18 protein-coding genes are annotated in these 25,075 nt (G+C 56.2%); 13 read left to right on the top strand and 5 right to left on the bottom strand.

All coding sequences use genetic code 11. The features are described from left to right. Positions 1-3 precede the first annotated feature (3 nt). The 10 genes from MHH28_RS17075 (at position 4) to MHH28_RS17030 (ending at position 12,912) form a co-directional block, all read left to right on the top strand. Complete coding sequence (locus MHH28_RS17075; protein ID WP_405104260.1) at positions 4-888, top strand: glycine betaine ABC transporter substrate-binding protein; 885 nt, start codon at positions 4-6, stop codon at positions 886-888. Positions 889-1,122: 234 nt separating this feature from the next. Continuing rightward, complete coding sequence (locus tag MHH28_RS17070; RefSeq protein ID WP_405104259.1) at positions 1,123-1,737, top strand: TVP38/TMEM64 family protein; 615 nt, start codon at positions 1,123-1,125, stop codon at positions 1,735-1,737. Positions 1,738-2,357: 620 nt separating this feature from the next. Next, complete coding sequence (gene yunB / locus MHH28_RS17065) at positions 2,358-3,188, top strand: sporulation protein YunB (RefSeq protein WP_405117148.1); 831 nt, start codon at positions 2,358-2,360, stop codon at positions 3,186-3,188. A gap of 249 nt (positions 3,189-3,437) precedes the next feature. Beyond that, positions 3,438-5,033: a response regulator gene (locus MHH28_RS17060; protein WP_405104258.1), complete on the top strand. Its 1,596-nt coding sequence runs from the start codon at positions 3,438-3,440 to the stop codon at positions 5,031-5,033. Further along, a complete protein-coding gene (locus MHH28_RS17055) occupies positions 5,030-6,796 on the top strand; it encodes a sensor histidine kinase (protein ID WP_405104257.1) in 1,767 nt (588 codons plus the stop codon). Before MHH28_RS17060 ends, MHH28_RS17055 begins: the two co-directional genes overlap by 4 nt. A 129-nt stretch (positions 6,797-6,925) precedes the next feature. Further along, a complete protein-coding gene (locus MHH28_RS17050; protein ID WP_405104256.1) occupies positions 6,926-8,329 on the top strand; it encodes an ABC transporter substrate-binding protein in 1,404 nt (467 codons plus the stop codon). Positions 8,330-8,413: 84 nt separating this feature from the next. Continuing rightward, positions 8,414-9,301, top strand: a complete 888-nt coding sequence (locus MHH28_RS17045) for a carbohydrate ABC transporter permease (RefSeq protein ID WP_405104255.1) — start codon at positions 8,414-8,416, stop codon at positions 9,299-9,301. A gap of 56 nt (positions 9,302-9,357) precedes the next feature. After that, entirely contained in the window at positions 9,358-10,128 is a 771-nt protein-coding gene (locus tag MHH28_RS17040) for a carbohydrate ABC transporter permease (protein WP_405117146.1), read from the top strand. Between the two features lie 18 nt (positions 10,129-10,146). Next, complete coding sequence (locus MHH28_RS17035; RefSeq protein ID WP_405104254.1) at positions 10,147-11,988, top strand: glycoside hydrolase family 127 protein; 1,842 nt, start codon at positions 10,147-10,149, stop codon at positions 11,986-11,988. Between the two features lie 24 nt (positions 11,989-12,012). Continuing rightward, the gene (locus MHH28_RS17030) at positions 12,013-12,912 is read left to right on the top strand and encodes a glycoside hydrolase family 43 protein (protein ID WP_405104253.1); all 900 of its coding nucleotides are present in this window, start codon (positions 12,013-12,015) and stop codon (positions 12,910-12,912) included. 355 nt (positions 12,913-13,267) lie between these two features. Here MHH28_RS17030 and MHH28_RS17025 read toward each other — a convergent pair whose 3' ends face one another. The 4 genes from MHH28_RS17025 to MHH28_RS17010 form a co-directional block, all read right to left on the bottom strand. Beyond that, the gene (locus tag MHH28_RS17025) at positions 13,268-15,250 is read right to left on the bottom strand and encodes a glycosyltransferase (protein ID WP_405104252.1); all 1,983 of its coding nucleotides are present in this window, start codon (positions 15,248-15,250) and stop codon (positions 13,268-13,270) included. Positions 15,251-15,773: 523 nt separating this feature from the next. Beyond that, a complete protein-coding gene (locus MHH28_RS17020) occupies positions 15,774-17,510 on the bottom strand; it encodes a glycosyltransferase (RefSeq protein ID WP_405104251.1) in 1,737 nt (578 codons plus the stop codon). Next, a complete protein-coding gene (locus MHH28_RS17015) occupies positions 17,507-19,591 on the bottom strand; it encodes a glycosyltransferase (protein ID WP_405104250.1) in 2,085 nt (694 codons plus the stop codon). Before MHH28_RS17015 ends, MHH28_RS17020 begins: the two co-directional genes overlap by 4 nt. A 164-nt stretch (positions 19,592-19,755) precedes the next feature. Continuing rightward, on the bottom strand, positions 19,756-20,622 hold the full coding sequence (locus MHH28_RS17010; protein ID WP_405104249.1) for a DUF6385 domain-containing protein: 867 nt from the start codon (positions 20,620-20,622) through the stop codon (positions 19,756-19,758). Between the two features lie 151 nt (positions 20,623-20,773). Between MHH28_RS17010 and MHH28_RS17005 the strand changes: the two genes are divergently transcribed. Both MHH28_RS17005 and MHH28_RS17000 read left to right on the top strand, forming a co-directional pair. Further along, the gene (locus tag MHH28_RS17005; protein WP_405104248.1) at positions 20,774-20,914 is read left to right on the top strand and encodes a hypothetical protein; all 141 of its coding nucleotides are present in this window, start codon (positions 20,774-20,776) and stop codon (positions 20,912-20,914) included. Positions 20,915-21,353: 439 nt separating this feature from the next. Next, positions 21,354-22,025, top strand: a complete 672-nt coding sequence (locus tag MHH28_RS17000; protein ID WP_405104247.1) for an alpha/beta hydrolase — start codon at positions 21,354-21,356, stop codon at positions 22,023-22,025. A gap of 189 nt (positions 22,026-22,214) precedes the next feature. Here MHH28_RS17000 and MHH28_RS16995 read toward each other — a convergent pair whose 3' ends face one another. Then, positions 22,215-23,243, bottom strand: a complete 1,029-nt coding sequence (locus MHH28_RS16995) for a LacI family DNA-binding transcriptional regulator (protein WP_405104246.1) — start codon at positions 23,241-23,243, stop codon at positions 22,215-22,217. Positions 23,244-23,359: 116 nt separating this feature from the next. On the opposite strand from MHH28_RS16995, the gene MHH28_RS16990 reads away from it, so the two are divergent. After that, a complete protein-coding gene (locus MHH28_RS16990; RefSeq protein WP_405104245.1) occupies positions 23,360-25,060 on the top strand; it encodes an alpha amylase N-terminal ig-like domain-containing protein in 1,701 nt (566 codons plus the stop codon). Positions 25,061-25,075: the final 15 nt, after the last annotated feature.

Raw genomic sequence — 25,075 nt, 5'->3', positions numbered from 1 at the left:
AATATGAAAAGAACTCATTCGATGAAACGCAGACCGCTAATGATGCTCATGCTGCTGATGGCAGTCATTCTGGTAGCCGGTTGTTCGTCCAAGGATAACAGCACGGTGAAGCTGGCCTATGTGGCCTGGGATTCCGAGATTGCCAGTACAAATGTAGTCAAGGAAGTACTGGAGTCGAAGCTCGGCGTGAAGGTGGAGATGCTGCAGGTCGATGCCGGGCCGATGTGGGCCGGGATTGCCGACGGAAGCGCCGATGCAATGGTAGCCGCCTGGCTGCCGAGCACCCACGCCTCTTACCTGGAGAAATACGGCAAGGATATTGAAGATGCCGGCGTGAATCTGGATGGAACGAAGACCGGGCTTGCCGTTCCCGCCTATATGGAGATCAACTCCATTGAGGATCTGAACAATGCGGAAGTCGCGGCAACGCTGAATAAGCGGATTATCGGGATTGAGCCGGGGGCCGGAATTATGACGGCTACGGAAAAAGCGCTCGAAGCCTACGGCTTGAGCGATTATACGCTGCTGGAGAGCTCCTCGGCGGCGATGGCGCAGGAGCTGCAGAAGGCTTTTGACAAGAATGAACCGATTGTCGTCACAGGCTGGACTCCGCACTGGATGTTCGCCAATATGGACCTCAAGTATCTGGATGATCCGAAGAATGTCTATGGCGGTGCCGAGCAGATTCATACTATGGTCCGCTCAGGCCTGAAGGACGATATGCCGGATGTTCACTTGTTCCTGAGTCAGTTCAAATGGACGGCCGAGGATATGGAGCAGGTCATGGTCAAGATTCAAGGCGGACAATCGCCTGAAGAAGCGGCCAAGGAATGGGTAGATAGCAACGAAGCCAAGGTTAATGAGTGGATCGCCGGCGTCTCGGCTTAAGTGAAATCCGGAGGGTCCGGTGATCTGGCGGCGGCGACCGATGTGTGCTATGATGAGAGAAAATAAGCAACAATTCTGTAACTTGTACGCTAAGCAGAAGGATTATTTGATTGTCACTTAACACCCCGCCAGGGGTGTTTTTCTTCAAAAGATAAGAGTTTATATGCTTCCTCATGCTTCGCTAATGAGCGGTTCCTTTACATGCTGCAAGGAGTCAGGAAAGGAGAACGCTCCATGACCGAGATGATTAATGTCTGGATTGACTGGCTGCTGCAAAGCCTTGGACTTAGCGGCCCGTCCATTGTATTGGCTACCTTTCCGCTTGCGGTGCTGCAAAGCTTGTTCGGATTTTTCCCCCTGGCGATCCTGATTGTGCTCCATGTCTCCGTATTCGAAGTGATCGGCGGGATGGCTGTCAGCTGGCTGGCCTGCAACCTGGGTGCGGTACTCGTCTACTTTCTCTTCCGGCGTTATCTCTTCGACTGGTTCGACCGCAAATGGGGCTACAAGCTCCAGAAGTATGAGAAATGGCAGACCTATCTGGACCGTTACGGCATCTGGACTCTGGTGCTGCTGCGTACGATTCCGATTGTGCCCAGCAATATTATCAACCTGATGTCGGCTGTGTCACCGATGAAGCCTGCGGCTTTTGTCTGGGGGACGGTGCTTGGCAATCTGTCTTTCATCTGGCTGTTCGGTACGCTCAGCTCCTCGCTGATTGTTCCGCGTGAGGACTGGGACGGTTATCTGCTGTGGTATGGCGTATTTATGCTGATTCTGCTGGCGATCTTTGTGCGTCTGCACTGGGGGCATCTCCAGGAGGATAAGCACAGACGGGCAGGACATTAAGGTCAGGATGGACGATATCGCCGTCCATGGACACTGCACTTCAAAGCACTTCAAAGCTAACCCCACTTTTGTGGGGTTATTTTGCGTTTGCGCTGAATAGCCTATTAGTACAGGGAGCGGCTTGACCGCAGGAATGTCGGGAGGGACTGCAGGGCATGGGCAGAATCAGAAAATGGGGGAAGCGAAGCGCAGGCATGCCGCTCTTCGGGCGGCTGCGGCTGCCGGACTTCAGCGGAAGCACTCTGCGGGGGCCGGGCGGACGCCGCCAGGCATTCAAGGCCAGGCCGTCCAGAGGGGGCACCCGGCCGCCGGGTCCGGGTGCCAGATTCGAAGCGAAGCCATCCAGACCCGGCGCGGGGCTGCCCGGCGGGAGCTGGGGGCGGAGCGGGGGCTTCGTGGCGAAGCCGTCCAGGTCCGGCGTCCGGCTGGGCCGGAGTGGAGCGGGCTACGGGACAGCGAAGCCGTCCGGTAGCGCAGCGCGCGCTCCGGGCCAGCGGGCCTGGCGCAAGGCCGGGCGTGCGGGCGGCGGCTTCAGCCTGTTCCGCAGCAGGGCCGGGAGGGAGGAGGCTGCCGGAGGCAAGGGGCGGAAGCCGCGCAGACGGGGCAGGTTCTGGATCATTGTGAGCCTGCTGCTGATCCTGGCGGTATTTCAGGGGCTGCGTTATGTGGAGCAGCATCTGAAGCCGCCGATTCTCCATCTGGCGCAGATCCGGGTGAAGCAGATCGCCACGGAATCGATTAACAAGGCGATTACCTCTCAGGTGGCGGACGGCGGGAATGCCGAGGCGCTGATCGACTGGAAGACCGATAAGAACGGCAAAATCTCCGGCTTCATGCTCAACTACAAGGAGCATATGCGGATTACCTCGCAGGCGGCCGAGGTCATCCAGTCCACGCTGCAGGAACTGCACAACCGGACGGAATATATTCCGCTCGGCCAGGCGCTCGGCAGTCCGCTGATTGCCTCCTATGGTCCGGATATTCCGATCAAGGTGGAGCCTCAGGGGGCGGTGAAGGTAGAGCTCAACACACGGCAGCAGAATGCCGGAATCAATATGATTCTCGTTGAAGTGTATATTCATATCGTTACCGAGGTAGCTGTTGTCATTCCCTTTGATATGGAGCCGCAGGTGGTGGATACGGAGATTCCTGTCTCCTACCTGATGGTGGTCGGCGACGTTCCGATGTACTACTACGATAATCAGGGCAAGCCCGTCGGCGAGAACGGCAACAGTGCCCCGGGTATCGCCATTCCGGCGCCTTCGCTGAATACGGAGAAGAGCAGCACCGGCACGGACAGCACACCAGCGGGCGGAAGCGGGTCAGGCGGGAATGCGAACAACGGTGAGCATAACACACCGGACGGAGGCGGTAACTCTGAACCGGGTGCAAATGCGGGAAATGCCGGGAATGCCGGGAATCCCGGAGCGAATGCAGGCAGCGGGGATTAGAACGGCACATCCTATTCTTTCTTACAAGCTGCAAGCGCAAAAAAAGGGACGATTCTCTGTCATTGGAGAAGCGTCCCTTTCCCTTTTGGGTCGTTGTCTGCTTGCTTCATTAACCCGGCTTCCATGGGCCCAATGATAATCCACCAATCTAACATTCGTACACTATGATTAAGCCGGAATGACTTCTATAATTAGGGCAAAGCAAGCGGATGATCTGAACTGCAAACCAATGTCGGGGGGCTGAGTACAGTGAGAATATTGATCGTAGATGATGAGCCCAGACATCTCAGAGGGATGGTTCATCTGATTGGACGCCTTCGGCCGGAGGATCAGGTGGTGACGGCGAAGGATGGCTTGGCGGCTATGGAGCTGGTGAAATCCCAGCGGCCGGAAGCGATATTGACGGATATCCGTATGCCCGGTATGGATGGACTTGAATTTCTGGAACGGCTGAAGGAAGAGGGCTTGCAATCCAGGGTGGTAATGGTATCCGCTTACAATCTGTTTGAGTATGCGCAGAAGGCGGTTCGCCATGGGGCTTATGATTATCTGCTGAAGCCGGTGGAAACGGATAAAATCGCCGAAGTCTTAAGCCGGATCGACCTGCTGCTGACAGCGGAAAAGAAGCAGTACCGTGAAGAAGAGGAGCGGCAGCACCAGCTGAAGCTGGCCTCTTCCGCTTACCTGAGCCGGTTGATGCTGTCCTGGCTGAATGGAGGTGCAGGCTCGGAGGAGCTGGAGGAGCTGCGGCGCTATGAATGGCTGCGTGAGAGCGGTATCGCTGTGTATTCGGAGCTGAAATACGGCCGGGACAGCGGAGAGAGGCCGGACAGCAGCTTGTTCGTCCGTGCTCTGGAGCAGGCTTGGTGCCAGTGGGGGGGAGCCATAACGGTTCCGCTCGGCGGAATGCTGGGGGATGGATATTTGGCAGCCGTTACCTTAGTTACCTTGGATGGGCTTACCCCGGAGAAACGGGAGGAGGCCCGGTCCATCGCCCGGTCCTTGGCCGGCGAATGGGCAAGTGCCGGACAGCTTGCCCACGGAATCGGGCCGGAATGCCACTCTCTGCTCGCTGAAGCGCCGCGGTCCTATCTGGCTGCCAGAACGGCCAACAGCTATAACTTCTACGATTTCCGGCAGGGGCTGCTGTTCGCGGATGAGCTAGGTTCATCTGCGGGAGCGGTGGCTCCCGATTGGGGCAGGCTGTACGAGGCTTTGTTCATGGAGGATGCCGCTTTGGTTCAGGAAGCCTGCGCTGCGGCGGTCTGCCAGCTTGCGGATGGCGGACAGGCCAGCCCGATGGGGCTGAAGGAGCAAGCATCGCTGATGCTATTGCAGATCCGCAGCGACCATCAGGATATTCTGGGCAAGCGGGCCGGGCAGGTGCTGGCCGATACGGCCACACTGCTCATCCGTTCATGCCGCTCATACGGGGAATTGCTGGACCGGCTGAACCATGCCCTCCGGGAAGTGCATCTGGCCCTGGCCTTATCCAGACAGGATAAGAGCGAGGCCGTTATTGCCCAATGCCTGGACTGGATAGAGCACCATACGAATGAGAACATCACGCTGGAGCGGGCAGCCGAGCTGTTTCATTTCAACCCCTCCTATTTCAGTACACTGATCAAGAGCAAGACGGGAAAGACCTTCTCCGAGCATGTGACGGCAGCCCGGATGAAGCGGGCCAAGGAGCTGCTTGCCGGGGAGAAGCTCAGGATATATGAAATTTCCCTGAAATGCGGCTTTCAGGACACGAAATACTTTTGCCGCGTCTTCAAGAAGGTTCACGGCCTGTCTCCCAAAGCCTATCAGCACTTACTCTCCCAAAGGAAACGGGAGATATGAAGATCACCTTCCGTTACCGGCTGCTGGCAAGCTACATCCTGCTGATCGCGATTCCCCTGCTTGTCCTCGGGGCATTATTCTATCGGACCAGTCTGAGGATTATCACGGAGCAGGCGCAGAAAAACGTGTATGAGATTGTCAAAAAGAATAATGAAGTCATGGACACGAAGCTGCGGATTGTGGACCAGAACAGCATGTCCTTATTTCTCGATAAGGATCTGTTCCGCATATTCAGCCAGCTCGACCCTGCGAATCAGGCAGAACTGTTCGCTGCGGACCGTCAGGTGACAGCAGTGCTTAGCAAGTATTTCTCCCAGAACCAGGATATTTACGCCTACCAGCTCTGGACCTCCTACTTCACCTTCGGACAATCGCTTCCGCAAGGAGATCCGACTCAATCGGATATCTACGGGATTGCCCGGCAGGCGGGCGGAAAGCTGGTGTGGATTCCTACCTTTGATTTCGTATCCATGTTCAACCAGCCCTATCTGCAGAACGGAAATTTGGAGTATCGTTATCTGTTCTCGGCCACACGCGTGCTTGATTTCACCTATCTCAGCAATACGAAGCTGGAAAAAATGGATGCGGGGGTGGAACGCCCTGTACTTGCCATTAGCTTCAAATCCGAGGTGCTTAGATCCTTGTACGCGGACAGCATTCCGGGCAACTCGCACTACATGGTGCTTGATCCGCAAGATAAGGTTGTGGCCAGCAGTGATCCGGGAACCGTTGCGCAGACTTATAGGGAGGCATGGCTGGATGAACTGCAGCGGGAGAACAGCGGGGCGCGGAGAATGACGCTGGACGGCGAAGCGGTAATCGTCTGCTTTGACCGTTCGGAGGTGACCGGGTGGATGTCCGTGGTGTGGATGCCTGAAGCGGGCCTGGTGAGCAGCTTCGTGCCGGTGATCCGCACCTCCATTACCGTGCTGGCCGTTGTGATGGGGATCGTGGCTTTGGTCTTCGCCTTCTTCATTGCCGGCAAAATTACAAGGCCCATCAAGCGGCTGTTAAGCGCAATGAGATCGGTGGGAGAAGGAGATTTCCAGACCCGCGTGGATGTGGTGAGCAATGACGAGTTCGGCATTTTGACACAGCGCTTCAACCGGATGAATGACCGGATTCATCTGCTCGTGACGGAGAATTACGAGATCAAGCTGAAGGAGAAGGAGGCCGAGATTCAGGCGCTGAACATGCAGATGCACCCGCATTTCCTGTACAATACCCTGAATGTAATGAACTGGATGGCGATTGAGAACGATCAGCAGGAGCTGAGCCGGATGCTTGTCTGCCTGTCCAATATGCTGCATTATACCTCCCGCAAGACCTGGGACGCCGTTGCGTTGTCGGAGGAAATGAGCTGGATGAAGAACTACTTTTATATTATGTCTATCCGCTTCGAGGACAAGTTCAGCGTAGAGGTTGATATGGACCCGCGTCTCTTTGAATACGATGTGCCCAGACTGCTGTTCCAGCCTTTCGTAGAGAACGCGATTCTGCACGGCTTCGATCAGACCGATTCGGGCGGCCTCATCGGAATTCGCGGCTGGATTGACGGCGCAACCCGGTATTATGAGGTGGCCGACAACGGCTGCGGCATGAGCCAGGAAACGGTACAAGCGATTCTGCACGAGCCCTCTTCTTCGGTGGGCATTAAGAATACGATTGACCGCATCCAGATGACCTACGGCAGTGCGTATGGAATATCCATGGTCTCCGCTCCCGGACAAGGCACCAGGGTGATCATTACCCTGCCCCTGTAAGCCCAATCCCAGTCCACCAATCCAAAGAGATTAGGGTTATGTAAGCGTTATCTTCTAATTTATAATAAACACATCATAGACTGCAGCTATGAACCCGTTGAACTTAGAAATCGAGAGGGGCTTCCGAATATGTTGCAACCCAGGAAATCAGTCTTCATTACATTGGCTCTGGTTCTGATGCTTGCTGCGGTGCTGTCTGCGTGCTCGAAGTCGGGTACAGCAAGCCCTGAGACGTCCGCGTCTTCCGGGAATTCCGGAGCGAAGGAGAATATTAAGCTGCGGATGACCGTCTGGGGTTCGCCGGAGGAAGTGGCGCCTTACAAAAAAGCCATCCAGAATTTCGAGGCCAAGTATCCGAATATCAAGGTGGAGCTTCAGCATATCGCTGCGGATTATGATACCAAGCTGACGACTATGGTCGCCGGAAATGATGTTCCGGACATTGCGATGATGGAATCAGGCACGATTGCCTTCCCGATGGCAGAGCAGGGCAAGTTCTACAATCTCCAGGAATTTCTCGATACGGATGCGGACATCAGTCCGGATACGCTGGTTCCCAATATTACCTACTCGCTGGAGCCGGGCAATGTGATCGGGATCGGCCCGGGACCTGAATCTTTCGGCCTGTTCTACAATGAGGATATCTTCAAGGAAGCCGGAATTGAACCTCCCCCGTCGAATGTGGCCGATGCCTGGACCTGGGATGAATTCGTTGAAGTCGCGAAGAAGCTCACGGTGGACACGAACGGCAAGACAGCAGACCAGGAGGGCTTTAATCCGGCAAAAATCAAACAATACGGCGCAAATATCTCCACCTGGTGGGGCGTATACAGCAACTTTATCTACTCCAACGGAGGGGATTTCATCTCGGCGGACGGCAAGACCTTCGGCCTTAACCAGCCGGAGGCAGTGGAAGCCCTCCAGAAAATATCCGATCTCATGAATGTGCATCATGTCTCCCCTTCACCGGTGCAGTCCAAGAATATTCCGGCAACGAATGTGGCCCTTCAGACCAAGAAGGTGGCGATGACGGTAGACGGGCAATGGGCAAGCGCAGGCCTCGCCCAATCGAAGTTCAACTTCAATGTCGGGGTGATGCCTGTCATGAAGGAACCCGTTACCACCGTGGTCTGCGGCATGTTCTCCATCTTCAAATCCACGAAGCATCCCCAGGAGACCTGGGAGCTGCTGAAGGCGCTGCTTGATCCTGAAGCTTCCATTGATATGCTGACAGCCGGAACCTGGATGCCTTCCCCTAAGGAATGGTACACCGATCCTGCGCTGCTGGCCAAATGGACGGAGAACCTGGATGCCAGACCGTCCGGCTATAAAGAGGCCATCGTGGATGTGATTCTGAGTAAAGGCCATCAGACGCCGACCGGATATGTGAAGAACTTCAACAATATTATGGATCTGGTCAATCCCGCCCTGGATAAGGTATGGCTCGGCCAGCAGACCGCCCAGGAAGCGATGGACTCCATCGCCGCGAAGGCCCAGGCCCAGATTAAGGGACGCCGCGATATCAAGGAATAAACAACTGCGAATTCAGGGAAAAGAGCGGCGTCCGGTGTCTCGTTCGCCGTTCTTTTTGCAGGAAATTCGAGACTGGAGGCCGGTATGCGAAAGGGAATGTTCTACGGGCTGCTGTTCACCGCCCCCGCCATACTTGGATTTGCCATTTTTACGCTGGGTCCCATGATCGCAAGCCTGGTGCTCAGCCTGACCGACTATAATGTGTTCAAGGAGCAGACTGCCTTTGTGGGTCTGGATAATTACATGCGGCTGTTCTCGGGTGAGGATGAGCTGTTCTATAAATCGCTGGGCATCACCTTCTATTTCGTTGTACTGCGAGTGCCTGCGGTGATACTCCTCTCCTTCGGCATCGCGCTGCTGCTGAACCTCAATGTGAAGGGAAGGGCGATCTTCCGTACCATCATCTACCTTCCGAGCATCGTTCCGGCGGTGGCCTCGGCCATGATCTGGATGTGGCTGCTGAACCCCGATCTGGGCCTCATCAATTCGCTGCTGAGCCGCCTGCATCTGCCGACCAGCAACTGGCTGTACGGGGAAGGGAGCGTCATCCCGTCGGTGGTCCTCACCACGCTGTGGGGCATCGGCAGCACGGTGATTATTTTCCTCGCGGGACTCTCCGGCATCCCCCGGCAGTATTACGAGGCCATTGAGGTGGACGGGGGCGGCTGGTTCCGCAAGCTGAGCCATGTGACAATTCCGATGGTCACGCCGACGATCTTTTTCAATACCATCATGACCATTATCGGTTCGTTTCAGGTCTTCAACGAAGCCTATATTCTGACCCAGGGCGGACCGAATAACCGGAGTCTGTTCTATGTATTTTATCTGTGGAGAACGGGCTTTCGGGATGCCGAGATGGGGTATGCGTCCGCGCTGGCCTGGATCTTGTTCATCATTATTCTGTTCTTCACCTTTATCGTCTTCAGAACCTCGAAGTCGTGGGTGTATTACGAAGGGGGGGACCGTGCTTGAAGCCATCGAAGCTGTCACTTACCGCAGGCTACGGAGCGCTTATCCTGATCTCCTGCATGTTTATCATCCCGTTTGTGTGGCTGATCCGCAGCTCGCTGATGAATTTATCGCAGATTTTTACCATGCCCCCCGAATGGATACCGAAGCCGTTTCAGTGGAGCAACTTCCATAAGGCGCTGACGGTGCTGCCGTTCGATGTCTTCTTCAAGAATACGCTGATTATTGTGGTCACGGTGCTTGTGGGGACCGTGATTACCAGCAGCATCGGAGCGTTCGGATTCGCACGGATTCAGTGGAAGGGCAGAGATACGGTGTTCGCGGTCCTGATGACCAGTATGATGCTGCCGGCGGCCGTCACGATGATCCCGAGCTTTCTCGGCTGGCAGGCGATCGGCTTCTACGATACGCTGTATCCGCTGATTGTGCCTGCTTATTTCGGCGGGGGAATCTTCAATATCTTCCTGCTCCGGCAATTCTATTTGACGATTCCGCGCGATTTTGACGAAGCGGCCTTTGTGGACGGGGCGAATTACTGGCAGATCTATACCCGGATCATCTTTCCGTTAAGCCGCTCTGCAATCATCGTGGTTGCCTTATTCAGCTTTCTGGCTTCCTGGAACGACTTTATGGGTCCGCTGATTTATCTGAAAAGCGATAGTCTCTTCACCCTCGCCCTGGGCCTGCAGATGTTCCAGGGCACCTACACCGCGCAGTGGGATCTGCTGATGGCGGCCTCGGCCACGGTTGTTCTGCCCTGTGTCATTGTATTTCTGGCCGGGCAGCGTTACTTCCTGGAGGGGATTACCTTAACGGGATTAAAAGGATAAAGGAGGCGGGGAACGGAAATGGATGAGCAACAAGCAAGGATTCATGCCTGGCAGGGCGTGTCTTTTACTAGAGTCACCATAGATGACCAGTTCTGGCTGCCGCGCCTGAAGGTGCTCCGGCAGACCACACTGCCGGACTGCCTGTCCAAATGTGAGGAGACCGGCCGCATCAGGAACTTCGCCAAGGCCGGAGGACTGCTGGAAGGACATTACGAAGGCAAATATTATAATGATTCAGATGTCTACAAGGTGCTTGAAGGCGTTGCCTATGCGCTGATGTCGGAGCGGGATGCGGCGCTGGAGGCTGAGGCCGACCGGATCATCGGGCTGATCTCGGCTGCACAGGAAGAAGACGGCTATCTGTGCGCCTACTTCACCCTGGAGAATCCTGAGGGCAAGTGGACGGACATGGAGAAGCATGAGATGTATAACGGCGGCCATCTGATTGAAGCGGCGGTTGCCTACTATGAGGCTACCGGCAAGCGTGAGCTGCTGGAGGTGGCCTGTCGTCTGGCCGATCATTATGACGCGGTGTTCGGCCCCGGCAAGCGGCACTGGGTGGAAGGGCATGAGGAGATCGAGCTGGCGCTGGTGAAGCTGTACCGCGCCACACAGACGGAGCGCTACTGGAAGCTGGCCTTGTGGCTGCTGGAGGAGCGCGGCCATGGTCACGGCTCGGGCGCGATCTGGGATAACCCCGAGTGGGGACCGGCTTATTGCCAGGACGATGTTCCCGTCCGCGAGATTAAGCAGGTCACGGGCCATGCCGTCCGGGCGGTGTATCTGTATACGGCAATGGCGGATATTGTCCATGCTTCCGGCGATTCCGCCTATGCGGAGGCTCTGCACCGGGTCTGGACACATACGGTGGAGCGCAATATGTACGTTACGGGCGGCATTGGGCCGTCCAGGCACAATGAAGGCTTCACTTCCGATTATGACCTGCCCAATGAGACCGCCTATTGCGAGACCTGCGCCGCCATTGCCATGGTGTTCTGGAATCACCGGATGAATCTGACGTTTGGGGACGGCAAATATGCCGATGTGGTCGAACGTGAGATGTATAATGGCGCTTTGTCAGGAATCTCCCTGTCCGGGGATAAGTATTTCTATGAGAATCCGCTTGCTTCCCAGGGCGGGCATCATCGTGTGCCCTGGTTCGAAACCTCCTGCTGTCCGACCAATCTGGCCCGCTTTCTGCCTTCCCTGGGCCAATACGCTTATGCTGTTACAGAGGACGGCCTGGCGGTGAATCAATATATGAACAGCGAAGCGGAGCTTGTGCTTGCCAGCGGGCTGGGCGTCAGGCTGAACCTAAGCACCCGGTATCCCTGGCACGGCCGGATGGAGCTTGAAGTGAATCCTGCCGCAAGTGCCTGCTTCAGTATCCGGCTGCGCGTGCCGGAATGGTGCAGAGGATACCGGCTGAAGGCTGGCGGTGCCACTATCGGCGGGCCGGAATCCCTGACGGAGCAGGGATATCTGGTGCTGGACCGGAAGTGGGAACCGGGAGATAAGGTTGTGCTTGAGCTGGATATGCCCGTGAATAAGGTGCGGGCCCGGCCGGAGGTGGAGGCCGATATCGGGCGGGTTGCCGTGCAGCGTGGACCCGTTGTATATTGTCTGGAACAGAGTGATCATCCCGGACGCGCCTATGACGCCTTCTCTATTCCGGCCGGGGCGGTATTCCGGGCGGAGCACCTGCCGGAGCTGCTGGGCGGGGTAACGGTGCTGCAGAGCCGGGATGAAGACGGCAGTCTGCTTCGGTTCATCCCTTATTATGCCTGGGATAACAGGGAGCCGGGGTTCATGCAGGTCTGGGTCCGGGAACCGGAAGAGAGCAGGCTCTACAGCAGTTGATGCGCTCTGACCGAAGAAAAAGGAGTGAGTGTTTTGCGAGGAATCACGAACCCGATCGTGCCGGGCTGGTATGCAGACCCTGAAGCAAGAACCTATGAGGGCAGGCATTATGTGTATGCCACCAGATCTTTTACGGAATATACCCGGCAGATGAACCTGGATGTCTTCAGTTCCGTGGACCTGATCCATTGGACAATCCACGAGAGCATCATTGAAATGGATGATTTTCCCTGGATCTGGAGGGCGGTATGGGCTCCGACCCAGATTGAGCATGGCGGCCGGCATTATCTTGTCTTTGCCTCCAACGATATCCAGAAGGACGGCGAAGCCGGCGGGCTGGAGATTGCCGTCGCGGATGCTCCCGAGGGCCCGTACCGGGGGTATCTCCACCGGCCGCTGATCGGCGGGTTCATCCACGGCGCCCAGCCGATCGACGCTCATCTATTCAAGGATGACGACGGGGCAATCTACCTGTATTACGGGGGCTGGGGACATTGCAACGTGGCCCGGATGAATGAGGAGATGACAGGGTTCATTCCTTTCCCGGATGGAGAGATCGTCCGTTCCGTTACTCCGCCGGGTTATGTGGAGGGGCCGTGTATGATTAAGAAGGACGGCCTGTATTACCTGATGTGGTCGATGGGCGGGTGGACGAACGGGACTTACCGGGTCGCTTACGGTGTAAGCAATAACCCGCTGGGTCCGTTCGGGAACAAGGGGACGATCCTGGAGAGGCAGGAGCCCGTGGCGGAAGGCCCCGGCCATCACGGATATTTGCATCTGCCGGATCGCGATGAATGGCTGATCGTCTATCACCGCAGACTGATTGGCGACCCGGAGCCAGGCAACCGCATGTTATGCATCGACAAGCTGGAATTCACCGACGGCGAAATCAAGCCGGTCCTGATGACTGACGGGTGGTGAGCGGGTTGGGGGGCGGTTGCACTTCACAAAGAGAGCGAAGAAATGGTTAGAGCAACAAAAGGATTCCGGATGGCCGATGTTTTAGGAAAAGATAGAGGGTTTGCTTGAACATTTACAATATGAAAATTATAACTACTATGTGATCTCAGCCTCGTACGGACTTAATGGACGGGGAATTGCTAAAGAATATAATGTTCACAACTGATAGTGATGTTTAAAAGACCTTGAGGGTGCTTATCCTCAAGGTCTTTGTTTGCTTTGCCGGGTGCCCAATGAGCCGGACTGCCACATTCCCAACCTGATAAACATTGTACGCAAATTCACTGTTTGAACAATTATAAAGCCCTCCCCTTTGTCATCCTTCCCTCTGAAGCGCCGACTTCACAAGCAGCAGCCAAGGAATGCTTCCTGCAGCGGGGAGGTTACCCTGTGGGTGAACCTCCGCCGCAAGCAGTAGCTTGTGGTAACTAAGGCCAATGATTGCGGCAGCGCTGCCGGATTGGCGCAGCGCCTGTTCATCGGCGGGCGAAAGCTGCGGGGCCTGCCCGCAGGACGTAGCGATGGCTGCATAGAGCAGCCATTCGGCAGCATCGACGGGTGGGCGGTATTCAGCCTGCCCTGTATACATGGCACACCACTGCACCTTAAACGGTGCAGGTGCATCCCGCAACCCCCGCAGCAGCGGCAGGGGCAGTCTGCTCCAGAGGAAGCGTGCAGCGCCCGAGTGACTGCCCAGCAGGAGTAAGGTGTCCCAGGCGCCTGACTGGAGCAGCAGCTGTGCAGCGTATGAAACGTCTGCCCGGCTGGGCGGTGAAAGGTCCGTGCAGCATAGCGGTGTATCCCCGCTCTGCTGCGCGAGCCGGCGGTGCACGGCCGCGAGCCCGGGCGGCAGCTCCGCCAGCCGCCCGAAGCCTTGACCTGCCGCGGCGATGCCGCCGCTGCGGCAGGTCAAGGCCCACAGATAGCCGGATACCCACGGGTTATCCGGCGCATTCCCCCGCATCCGCGCAAGCCCGGCGGATGCGGCCAAGGGCTGTTCCGGGTCCCGGAACAGCGTCCCCAGCAGCACCTGAAGCACCTGCCGGATATCATCCGGCAGATGCGGTGCTGCGAGAAGCGCCGCCAGCCACGGGGCGGCGCGGGCATTGAGTGCGGCAGGCACCAGCCTGCTCAGCACTCGCCGGGGCAGGGCAGGGAGCAGCGGACGGGTGAACGCCGTCAGCTGCTCCGCTTGCCCGGCCAGCAGGTGCAGCGTGGCCAGCTGCTCCCAGGCGGCAAGATCGTCAGGCGTATAGGCGAGCGCCTGCCGGTAGTGCTCCAGCGCTTCCTCGTAGAGGAACAGCCGCTCGCAGACCCGTCCGGCGGATACGCGGGTGCGGCTGGTCCCGCTGCCCGAAGAGGACGGGTATTTATGCGCGGTATCGCCGCTGTCCAGCGCCCGCTGAAGCAGAGGGTAAGCCCGCGATAGCTGCCCTTGCCCGACCAGCAGTCCCGCGTAGCTCTCCAGCAGATCGGTGAAATCTGCGTACAGCTTAAGTCCGGCCTCATAGACAGACGCTGCGTCCGCAAACCACCCGCCCGATTGGAGGGCGAAGGCTGTCTTGAGATACAGATCGGCTGTATAGCCGGAGTTTGGCGGAACTTCAGCCAGAAGTGGCAGCAGCAGCTCCGCGGCAGCCTGATATTGCTCCTGCTGGTAATACTCTGTACCAAGTGCGTACCGCAGAGGCACGCTGTCCGGTTCAAGCCGCAGAGCAGTGTGGATTAGCTCCAGATTGCGGCTGGCTTTATGTTTGCGCTGAATCTCCGTCTCCAGATAGCCGTAATGGCGGACCGGCAGACGGGCATAAGCGATATGTCCCCCGGGGAGGCTCCAGATGCTGGAGGCCACCTCTTCATGAATGCTGCCGCGAAAATAAATACGTGCATCGTTGCGGAACAGTCTGCACACATTGTCTGTCACGTAGTCCGGCCCCAAGGCTTCACCCACATAATGAATAAAAGGCAGAAAATACCCGTCTGCACGCTCCGACTCCAGCAGGCCCTGCAACTCATCCGGCTTCCAGCCGGCAAGGGCTTCATCTGCATCCAGCACCAGAATCCAGCCATAGGAGGCCAGCCGTAGAGTATGGTTACGGGCTAAGGAGAAATCATGCTCCCAAGGCAGAGCGACCACCCGGGCACCGAACCTGCGGGCGATATCCATACTGTTATCCTCTGATCCGGTATCGGCAATGATGATCTCCGAGACTACACACTGGACAGACAGCAGGCATTGCTCCAGATGCTGCGCTTCATTCTTGACGATCATGCAGAGCGAGATCCCGGGAGTATTCATAGCCTGTAAGCTCCTTCCTATCAGTATCTGATCGAAAAAGCGGGAGTGCGAAGCAAGCGGAGCGGGTATATTCCTGACGGACTGGAGAGCCGTTATTTCCCCAAAAAAAGCACTTTTTACTGAGTGGCGGACTGAGAGGAGCCTATTGTCTCTCTAACCGATGATATTGGGCAGCATACCCGCCTTTAAGCGCCGTGAAGTCCGTAACTCTTCCCAATCATGCGTTTTCTTCAAAATAAGCGATCCTCAGTCCGCGAGCGCTCTGTCACACTGGCACTCTCCTGAAAAAATGACTATACAGAGATAGTTGCAGAACGTACACCTAAAACGAGCGATAAAGCACACTTTCATTGGGTAGTTGTAGTCTGTACAACTAAATATGCCCAAAAAGGGGAGAAGGAAGAATCAGCGGATGTTTAAATGTACGAAATACAACTAAACGGGAAATTGGTGAGCTATCTGGCGTTTTAGTTGTACCAAATGCATTTAAGGCCTATCGCAACTCCGATCATCTGATGATATACTAACCGGCTGATCTGGGAAGCGGAAGTGTGAGACGGACTGCCGCAGCCGCCGGTGAATACATTGCCGAGTTTGCGAGCGCAGCCAGAGCTTTGTCAGCCAAAATGATCCAGGGCTGCACAGCAGCAGCTCCGGCGATTGTTGTGTTCTGTCCTGCCGGGAGAATCGCCGGATGATTAAGCAGCTCCGTCATATCCTCGTAGCTCAGCTCCGCTGCGGAAGCCGCTTCCGCCTGCCGCAACAACCTCAACAAGTCAGCATGAGGTGACTCCTCCGGCCCTGCATCATGAACCTCTCCCGCCCCGTGCGCCGCTGCATTAATTACTTCCGCACGCCGCGCCAAGTCAGCATGAGGTGACTCCTCCGGCCTTGCATCATGAACCTCTCCCGCCCCGTGCGCCGCTGCATTAATTACTTCCGCACGCCGCGCCGCCGCATCCATTTCTCCCGCATCACGCACCCCAGTATCCACCGCACCAGACTCTGCCCCGCTTCTAAGCACATCAGCAGCTGCTGTATAGCAGCCCTCCCTTACCAGCAGGCGCGTAAGCTCCTGGCCCTGCTCCGTCAGGATACCGGGCAGATGACCGGCCAGCCAGCCATGAATCTCAGACTCGCGGCCGGAGCACCGGAGCAGCCGTACCAGCCGGGCGACCAGCGGCCAGGGCTCCGGCTCAAGCTGGGCTGCCCTGGTGAAGCAGGCTGCTGCCTGATGCGCTTCGCCGATCTGCTGGCAGACCTGCCCCAGCAGCGTGTGGGTGAGGTACGTGCCGATCCCGGATTCGGTATGGTAGGCGGGGGGCGCCGCTCCGATCTCGAGTGCCCGGCACAGCGCAGCCTTGGCTTCGGCTAGAGCTGACACCTGGAGCAGCAACGCACCTTGGAGATGGTGGAGATCGGGATAGTCCGGGAAGAGCGAGCTTCCCTGTCCGCAGGCTTCCAGCGCACCCGAATAATCACCGGTTACCGCCAGGCAGCGGACTTTGTATTTATAGAGCAGGTGTATATAGCTGGTTCCCGGTTCAGCCTGGTCCAGTGAGACCCCGATATGCTCCAGCGCCTGCCCGTAATCACCAAGCCGCATATATTCAACCGCCAGATTGAAATGCTGAAAAGCATCTCCGGGACGCTGCTTCAGTTGCTCCTTTAACAGTCCGAGATTACGGCTGATTTTATCTTTCTTCTCCACCACCCCGTCGGCATAGCCGTAGTGATGGACGATGACGGTGCCCATATGCAGCGCGGCTGCCGGGGTCTCCTGCACAATGACTGCCGCAATCTGCTCATGGATAATTCCGCTGAAGCGATAGCCCGGGCGGTTCCTGAACATGCGGAGGATCGGGTTGACCGTAAGGGTCTGCGAAGCGCGCTCCGTCCCCTTGTGATTATGAATCCGCACAAAAAAACCCTCATACTCCGTATGCTTCGCGCACACCAGCAGCTCATCCCTGCTTCCCGGATCCAGCTCCTCGTCTGCATCCAGCACCAGAATCCAGGTGCCCTGCGCCAGGGCCAGACCGGCATTGCGTGCAGCGGAAAAATCCCCATTCCAGGGGAACTCGGTGATCCGGGCACCGAAGCTGCGGGCAATCGGACGGGTAGAGTCGGTGGAGCCGGTATCCACAATGATCATTTCATCCGCAACCCCGCGTACACTGCGCAGACAGCGGGCCAGTGTGTCGGCTTCATTTTTGACGATCATGCACAAGGTGATTAAGGGTTGGTGTGTTGTAGTCATAAGCTTAGCTCCGCTCCTCTCTGCCGCTGTTTGTAGTTCCACTTCGTATGCCAGGGCGTGCGGTGCAGCACCCCGATCGAATGGGCAAGCGCTGCCCGGTCCTCCTGAAGCGGACCATGAGCCTGCTGCCCCTCCCCCTTGAGGTGTTCTATAGCTTCCCCGAGGCTCTGATCCGCCAGATGCAGATAACAGAGCGCAAGTCCGGCGCTAACCTCAGCATCTGCAGGAGATTCTTCAAGGGCAAGGCGGTACCAGCTGGCGGCTTCCGCATAATGCCCGTTATCCGCCAGCATCTCGGCGAGATACCGCAGCGTTAACCCCGAAGCTTCCTTGCGGCCTGCAAGGCCGATGAACAATTCCCCTGCTTCCGCACGCCAGCCTTCTTCATAGAGCACCTCTGCCAGAATGCTTGTATGTGCCGGGAATCGCTCAACCAGCCTTTGGCCCAGTGCGAGGAACTGATGCTTCACAGCGAGCCGGATCACTTCGGTAATTAAAAGCGACGTTGAGTCCCCGGTGTTAGCGAGTTCTGTCTGCGGTACAGCGGAATCAGATGACAATTCTGTGCCGATCTCAAGCAGTCCCGAGCGCAGCTCCGCAGGGGATTGCAGCCACAGCTCCTCCGGCAGCTTCTCGCCCAGCTCCCAGGTTAAGACAGCTTCAAGCAGCCATAGCTGGCGCATAGTCTCTGCATTCAAGCCTCCGCCTCCGGGCGGCAGCTGCAAGGAGTTAGCCCGCAGCTTGGCGGCTGTCTTCCTGAACGCATGGTATTTTCCGGTGATAATCCAGGAAGACAGGATGGGCAGCAACGAGCCTTCCTCCAGCGGGAAAATCTCTGAAGGCAGCTCCGCAATGGCCTGATAAGCATCCAGCTCGAATAAAGTACCGATAATCGCAGTTCTTGCGGCACTCTGCGCTGTCCCCGTCAGCTGTAGCAACAGCGTGGCGATGTCTGTATCCGGCACCTCCAGCTCCTGAAAAGCAGAAGCGATCCCTTCCAGAGCCGGGAGATACAGGGAGTGCGACTGAAGTGCACGGTGGAACAGCTGAGCGGCCTCCTTCTGCTTCCCCAGCTGCTGGGAGATAACCCCCATCCGGTGCAGCGGGCGGAAGCTGTCCATGCCCTGTTCGGTGACGTATGCTCTGCGCGGAGCCGGGGCAGCTCCGGTATTTATGGCATGCTGGTAAGACTGGAAGGCGCGTTCATATAATCCTTGGCTCTCCCAGGACTGGCCCTGAATGTAATGCAGGTCGGGATAATCTCCATAACGTGTCAGCTCGCGGATCAGGAGGCTGTCGATCGCTTTTACATGACCGGCGGCCAGCTCTATTTTGCATAGATCACGAATGACCGAAGGACGGTAAGAGGCCTGAAGCGGAGCGAGGGTGAGGGTCTGGCGCAGCAGTTCTCCGGCTTCCTTCAGCCGTCCGTCCTGACAGCAGGTGACCGCCAGATTATAACGGGTGAACACATCGTCCGGCGTTTCTTCCAGCGTAAGCCGCAGCAGGTGTTCGTTACGGCTGATTTTGTTTTTGGCGCTCATGATGGAGGGCAGGTAGCCGTAGTGGAGAATCTCAATAGGGCTGGTTGCGATAGCGCCGGCTCCGTGTGCCCGCAGAATCGAGGAATCTACTGCTTCATGAATTCTTCCACTGAAAAGATAGCCCGGCCGCTTGCGGAACAGCCGCACAGAACTGTGATACAGACGATCCTCCGGCCTGCTTCCCAGCAGGTTCTCGATGCGTACCGTGTAGGCTTCGGCGGTGCTGTCTTGGAGCATCTCCCGGATAGAGGCTATGGAGGTTAACAGCTGCTCATCTGCATCTATTACTAGAATCCAGTCGCTGGCGGCAAAGGATAACCCGGTGTTGCGTGCCGCCGAGAAATCGTTGCTCCACGGGACCTCGACGACCGTTGCTCCATACGTACGGGCGATATCTGCGGATAGGTCCGCAGAGCCGGTATCGACCACGATAATTTCATCGGCACCCTGTAGACTGGCGAGGCAGCGGGGGAGCCATTCGGCCTCATTTTGGACAATCAGCTGCACTCCCAGTGCAGGTTTAGCAGTTTGATTCACATTCCTTCCTCCTCAACAGTTCTTATATCCTCCGGACGATTGCCGAAGCTGCGTATATGACTTGTGCTATAGATTCGTCTTATGTAAAAGCCGAATATCGCACGGGAAAGAGTACATGGAAATCCATGCACTCTTTGCAATTGCATCGTATGACGAAGGTATGCTTACGTTCCTTGCGCATCAAAAATAACATTAAGCGTAGAAGCCGCACCCGGCGTGGCAGATTGATAGGAGAGGCGGGTGTATTTCAGGAACCGGGCAGGCACAATCACATCTACGGAGCCGGCAGGCAGCGGGTTATCTCCGGTTGTATCGATGAAATAGTTGGTTCCGTCTGCGCTGATCTCCACCCGTGTATTCACCGGATTGGCTCCGGTATTCACAATGAAGTAGGAATAGGTGCCAAGGACGCTAGTATTGTTGGCTGGTAGAGGCGTATAGGTGTCTGAGGTGGCAATTGCGGTAGTAGGCAGCTCAATAAAGCTGCGCTGGGAAATAGAGGTTACGCTGCTCAGCGTACCAGCAGTGATAGTCGCACCAAGCACACTAGTAATCGTACCATCTAGCAGGTTGGTCACCGTACCAGCGGATGATAGAGTACCAGCAGTGATAGTCGCACCAAGCACACTGGTAATCGTACCATCTAGCAGGTTGGTCACCGTACCAGCGGATGATAGAGTACCAGCAGTGATAGTCGCACCAAGCACACTAGTAATCGTACCATCTAGCAGGTTGGTCACCGTACCAGCGGATGTTAATGTACCGGCAGTGATAGTCGCACCAAGCACGCTAGTAATCGTACCATCTAGCAGGTTGGTCACCGTACCAGCGGATGTTAATGTACCAGCAGTAATAGTCGCACCAAGCACACTAGTAATCGTACCATCTAGCAGGTTGGTCACCGTACCAGCGGATGTTAATGTACCGGCAGTAATAGTCGCACCAAGTACACTAGTAATCGTACCATCTAGTAGGTTGGTCACCGTACCAGCGGATGTTAATGTACCGGCAGTGATAGTCGCACCAAGCACGCTAGTAATCGTACCACCAAGGATGTTTGTAACCGTACCAGCCGATGTTAATGTACCAGCAGTGATAGTTGCACCAAGCACGCTAGTAATCGTACCAGCAAGGATGTTCGTGATTGTACCGGCCGATGTTAATGTACCAGCAGTAATAGTCGTGCCAAGTATGCTAGAGATGGTGCCGTTCAAGATGACGGTGGTCAGGTTCCCGCTGGCATCGGTGGTGAGCGGGCGGTCGATCAGAGTCGAAGGGTCCCGGCCGAAAATAAGTGTGCGCAGATTGTCCGGATTAGCCTGAAAAGAACTGAAATTTGGCAAAATGAGTCATCCTTTCTTAGTAGAGTAGCTGAAATAGAGTAGCTGGCGTCAGCCTGCTCATGAAAAGACCCAAACCGTCGTCTGGGTCTATAAGCATGTTTAGACTGCCGGTTAAGAGAGAGAGAAGCTTGCAGGAGGGCAGTAACCATTCGAATGGTGTGATAATAGGATATGGAGCTTTTAAGAGAATGACTGGGTTAGCCATGCAAAAATACGCAGCCGCCAAACAACCTGCCGGCGGCTGCGCATACTATGAAAATATCTCCGGCAGCTTTGCCCTTGTCAAAGGAGGCACGATTTCTTGCTGAAAGGGTAACGTCCCTAGAAGGATGGCAAAGCCGGTTCCACTTGACTTCGGGAGGGATTAGGTTTATTTTTCTATAAATGGATGAATTAGAAGATTAGGGGGAGGAGGAGGTATGGAGAGCTGTCTATTTATACACGGCTTCACCGGAGGCGAATACGAGATTTCTCCGCTCGCGCAGTATCTGGAGCGCAGCGGCTATGCGTCCAGAATGTTTACCTTGCATGGACATGGAGGCAGCAGAAGCGATCTGCTCCACTCCAGCCGGGGAGACTGGCAGCAAAGCGCCGAGGAGGAACTGAAGCAGCTGCTCACAGGCTCCGCAAAAGTACATCTGATCGGCTTCTCAACCGGGGCGCTGATTGCATCGCGGCTGTCCGTCCAGTATTCTTCCAGGATTCAGTCGCTCACCTTGTTGTCTACCCCGGTGTATCCGCTGAATCCGGCAGAAATTCTGCGTACGCTGGTCCGCCCGGAGATGCTCCGGAATTACCTCAGCAAATGGGGTTCTACACCCATGAGGGCCACGCGGGAGTTCCAGCGGCTGGTCCGTGAGAGCTTCGGGGTCTACCCCCGTCTGGAGGTGCCGACCTTAATTGTACAAGGCAGGCGGGATCATCTGGTGAGATTCAAAAGTGCGGACTATCTCCGGCAGACCATCCCTGCGGAACGCAGACAGGTGCTGATTATGGAGCAAAGCGGACATATGGTCTGCCACAGCGGGGAGAGTCCCGCTATGATGGATGAGGTGCTCCGGTTTATCCGCAGCTCGGGCAATCCCGGATGAATGAAGAACCCTTCCAGGGGCTGGAAAGGGTTCTTCGGTCTGCCGCTAATGTTATGATTTCACGTTGACATTAACCAGGGGGCGTGGTACTTTCAACTTAAGGAAACCGGTTTCCCCTTGAAGGAAGACGCCTCACTTTCGATGATCAGATCTACCGTTATTTCGATGTCCCGCTATCCGGCTATTCCGCTATTCCGCAGTAACACCGCCGCTTCGCTTGGAGGATAACCGGGGAATCAGCTCCGGCTCCAGCAGTTGTCCGCTGATGGCAACAGCTTTGTTATCCAGCTTGTCCATTAACAGCCGTCCTGCGGATGCGCCGAGCTGGAAGGTATCCATATCCAGAGAAGTCAGCGGAGGGGTGGTATAGGGGGACAGCGGATACTCATCGAACGTGGCAATGCCCAGCTGTGACGGAATGGAGATCTTCAATTCCCGCGCAGCCTGCAGCACACCGTAAGCGGAGAAGTTGCTCATGCAGACGATGGAGCCTGGCGGCTGCTCACTCTGCAGCAGCTGCATGGCCGCCTGATAGCCATCCTCTTCAATGGCCCGTCCATTGATGATCCAGTCGCTGCGCACAGCTATTCCCGCCTCTCCCAGCGCCCGCTGATAACCCGCTGCGCGGCGCAGGAAGAGCGGCTCATCCTTCTGGCCGCCGATGAAGGCCGCAGACGGATAGCCCTGGTCCAGCAAATGCCGGGTCAGCATGAAGCCGCCCAGTTCATTGTCGCAATCGACCCAGATCCCCGGAGCAGCGATCTCACCGATAGAGATATAGGGGAACTGAAGCCGGTTCAGCTCTGTGCACAATTCAGGAGTCAGCACCGAGGTATTGGCAATAATTCCGTCCACCCGCTTATTCAGCACCAGCCTCTGCAGGAAGTGCCCCTCAGCATGGTCATGCTGGATATTGGCGATGGTCAGCTCATATTTCAGAGGACCGATGATGCTCTCCACACCGCCGATAATGTTATAAAAGAACTGATTGAGAAACTCGCTTTCCTTGGACATATCGATCAGGATAGCTATCGTATTGCTGCTCTGTCTGGCTAGTCCGGTGGCGATGCTGCTTGGGGTATAGTTCATCTGCTTGATAATGTCCCTGACCCGGGCCTTCGTTTCCTCGGATATTTTGGGAGAGTCGTTCATGACCTTGGATACAGTGGATTTGGCGACACCCGCTGCCTGGGCGATATCCTTAATTGTAACTTTCATAGCTTTCCCTCCCGGTCCTTACGGTATAGTACGCCCTAATGGCGAACTTTGTTCTACCTGTCATAATAACACAGTTGCTAAGGCTGCTCTATGCAGCATAAAAGGAGACTCGCAGTATGCTCACCCGGTTATTCGTATATCACACAGCGGAGGACCCCTTCGCCTTTCCGGCAGGTCCCCGCATGCTTAAACTCAGATTATTCGTGCAGAGCGGACAGTCCTTGTCCTGCACGGTTGTCCATGCTGACCGCTATGATTCCCCCGGCCATGAGCTTCCGCAGGAGATGGAGCGGATCGGCTGTGCCGGAGCGTATGACATTTATGAAGCCATAGTCCCGGCCGCGACCGGCAAATGCCGGTATCTGTTCCATATCAAGCATCACGCAGGCGGATATATATGGTACGGGGAGCGGGGAAGCTCGGAGAACAGGGAACAGGCGGGCGCTTTTCAGTATGCCTATATTCACCGCCCGCAGGCCATCGCGCTGCCTGCCTGGAGTTCAGATGCCATAGTCTATCAGATTTATCCTGAGAGCTACCATCAAGGGACGCTTCAAGGCATTACAGACAAGCTTCCCTACCTGCAAGAGCTTGGCGTGACTGCTATTTATATGACGCCAATCTTTGAATCGCCTTCCGGACATAAGTACAATACTTCGGATTACTATAAAGTAGACCCCGGCTTCGGAACGCTTGACGATCTGAAAAGGCTGATCGGGACGGCACACCAGCTGGGGATGAAGGTGCTGCTGGACGCTGTATTTAATCATTCCGGCGATACTTTTTTTGCCTTCCGGGATGTGCTGGAGCACGGGGAAGCCTCGCGCTATAAGGACTGGTTCTTCATTCATTCCTTCCCGGTCAGCGGTGCACCGGCCCCTGCTTATGAGACCTTCGCCAAGGCGGAGGCGAGTATGCCGAAGCTGAATATGGATCACCCTGAGGTAGCGGAGTACATGATGGACGTAGCCAAATATTGGGTGCGGGAAGCCGGGATTGACGGCTGGAGGCTGGATGTGGCCAACGAGGTGACCCCGAACTTCTGGACCAGGCTGCGGCGGGAGCTGAAGGCGGAATTCCCGGATCTTCTGCTGATCGGCGAGATTATGCATGCTTCCGGGCCCTGGCTGCGGGGAGATCAGTTCGACGGCGGGATGAATTACCTGCTGCGGGATGCGGTGCTGGAGTTTTTTGCGGCGCAGACCGCTGGCCCCGCCCGGTTCATGGAGCAGTTGCTGCATCAGGAGGCCTTGTACAACGATCAGGCCAATTCGGCGATGTTCCAGCTGCTGGGCAGCCACGATACACTGCGTTTCCTGACCGCCTGCAAGGAGGGGGGCCGGGGCTGGGACCGGGAAGCTACGGCCATGAGCCGGATGCGGCTGGCTGTCTTTTTCCAAATGACGTATATAGGTCTGCCGATGATCTATTACGGGGATGAGGTTGGAATGGAAGGTGCAACAGACCCGGATTGCCGGAGGCCGATGCTCTGGGAGGAGCAGGCTCAGCATAGCGGATTGCTGGACTGGTACAAGCTGCTCATCTCGCTGAGAAGAGAACATGAAGTGCTGCGCACAGGGAGCTTCCGTCCCTGGTTCACCGATGAGACGCGGGGAGTCCTGGGCTATGTCCGGCGCAGCGAACACGATCGGATGGGGCTGATTATCAATAATTCCCCCAACCGTTACCATCTGGAGCTAACCAGCTACCGTTCTGACACGAACGTGCTGACCGATCTGTTAAGCGGACTCACCCTGCGCAGCTCCAGCAAGATTCTGGTCGAGATCGAGCCGTTTGGCTGCCTGATGCTGCACTAACTCTGTAACCTCTGT

It is taken from the genome of Paenibacillus sp. FSL K6-1217, from assembly GCF_045040735.1.
In the GTDB taxonomy this organism is placed as follows: domain Bacteria; phylum Bacillota; class Bacilli; order Paenibacillales; family Paenibacillaceae; genus Paenibacillus_AQ.
The sequence above is the reverse complement of the archived record's forward strand: the minus strand, read 5'-3'. Positions and strand labels throughout refer to the sequence as shown.

What these genes read in the sequence shown, in the direction of transcription:
- MHH28_RS17070 (WP_405104259.1), top strand. Translation starts at nt 1,123, where the DNA reads ATGACCGAGATGATTAATGTCTGGATTGACTGGCTGCTGCAAAGCCTT.
- MHH28_RS17025 (WP_405104252.1), bottom strand. Translation starts at nt 15,250, where the DNA reads ATGAATACTCCCGGGATCTCGCTCTGCATGATCGTCAAGAATGAAGCG.
- MHH28_RS17020 (WP_405104251.1), bottom strand. Translation starts at nt 17,510, where the DNA reads ATGACTACAACACACCAACCCTTAATCACCTTGTGCATGATCGTCAAA.
- MHH28_RS17035 (WP_405104254.1), top strand. Translation starts at nt 10,147, where the DNA reads ATGGATGAGCAACAAGCAAGGATTCATGCCTGGCAGGGCGTGTCTTTT.
- MHH28_RS17075 (WP_405104260.1), top strand. Translation starts at nt 4, where the DNA reads ATGAAAAGAACTCATTCGATGAAACGCAGACCGCTAATGATGCTCATG.
- MHH28_RS17040 (WP_405117146.1), top strand. Translation starts at nt 9,358, where the DNA reads ATGTTTATCATCCCGTTTGTGTGGCTGATCCGCAGCTCGCTGATGAAT.
- MHH28_RS17055 (WP_405104257.1), top strand. Translation starts at nt 5,030, where the DNA reads ATGAAGATCACCTTCCGTTACCGGCTGCTGGCAAGCTACATCCTGCTG.
- MHH28_RS17000 (WP_405104247.1), top strand. Translation starts at nt 21,354, where the DNA reads ATGGAGAGCTGTCTATTTATACACGGCTTCACCGGAGGCGAATACGAG.
- MHH28_RS17050 (WP_405104256.1), top strand. Translation starts at nt 6,926, where the DNA reads ATGTTGCAACCCAGGAAATCAGTCTTCATTACATTGGCTCTGGTTCTG.
- MHH28_RS16990 (WP_405104245.1), top strand. Translation starts at nt 23,360, where the DNA reads ATGCTCACCCGGTTATTCGTATATCACACAGCGGAGGACCCCTTCGCC.
- MHH28_RS16995 (WP_405104246.1), bottom strand. Translation starts at nt 23,243, where the DNA reads ATGAAAGTTACAATTAAGGATATCGCCCAGGCAGCGGGTGTCGCCAAA.
- MHH28_RS17045 (WP_405104255.1), top strand. Translation starts at nt 8,414, where the DNA reads ATGCGAAAGGGAATGTTCTACGGGCTGCTGTTCACCGCCCCCGCCATA.